The 403-nt window shown below is 67.2% G+C and carries 1 protein-coding gene; it reads left to right on the top strand.

The window, feature by feature from the left end:
• Positions 1 to 403 (top strand): TIGR03756 family integrating conjugative element protein (locus tag HMPREF2924_RS26320; RefSeq protein WP_070700727.1); only part of this gene is annotated, 403 nt, incomplete at both ends.

Genomic DNA, 403 nt, shown 5'->3' with positions numbered 1-403 from the left:
CATCCTGGCGGGGCCACGTTCAGCCGGTTCGCCAGCGCCTCTGGGTACGTTTGCCCTGGTGCCACCTTCCCGCTGGTGCCGTACTTCCTCAGCACACTGGACGCCATTGGCTGGCGGCATGGAATTCCCGAGCAGGTGTACCCCGAAGCGTTGGTCCCAGGGCTGCGCGAGGTGGGGGGAGTCTTCTCCGGCGACATGTGGGGGAACCTCTATCCGCGCAGCGGATTCCTGCACCAGACCGACGACTACAAGACGGCGGCCGTCATCGCCCAGCGCGCCGGCGACATCACCACGCGAGTCGGCCAACTCCACGTCTACCTTCCCATGCGCGCAGCCCCCAAGGACGGCTACTGGCCGGCGGGCGAGCTGAAAGAGGGCGATGCCTCGACCGGGAAATGGCAGG

This window comes from Pseudomonas sp. HMSC063H08 (assembly GCF_001813645.1).
In the GTDB taxonomy this organism is placed as follows: Bacteria; Pseudomonadota; Gammaproteobacteria; order Pseudomonadales; family Pseudomonadaceae; genus Pseudomonas; species Pseudomonas aeruginosa.
The sequence above is the reverse complement of the archived record's forward strand: the minus strand, read 5'-3'. Positions and strand labels throughout refer to the sequence as shown.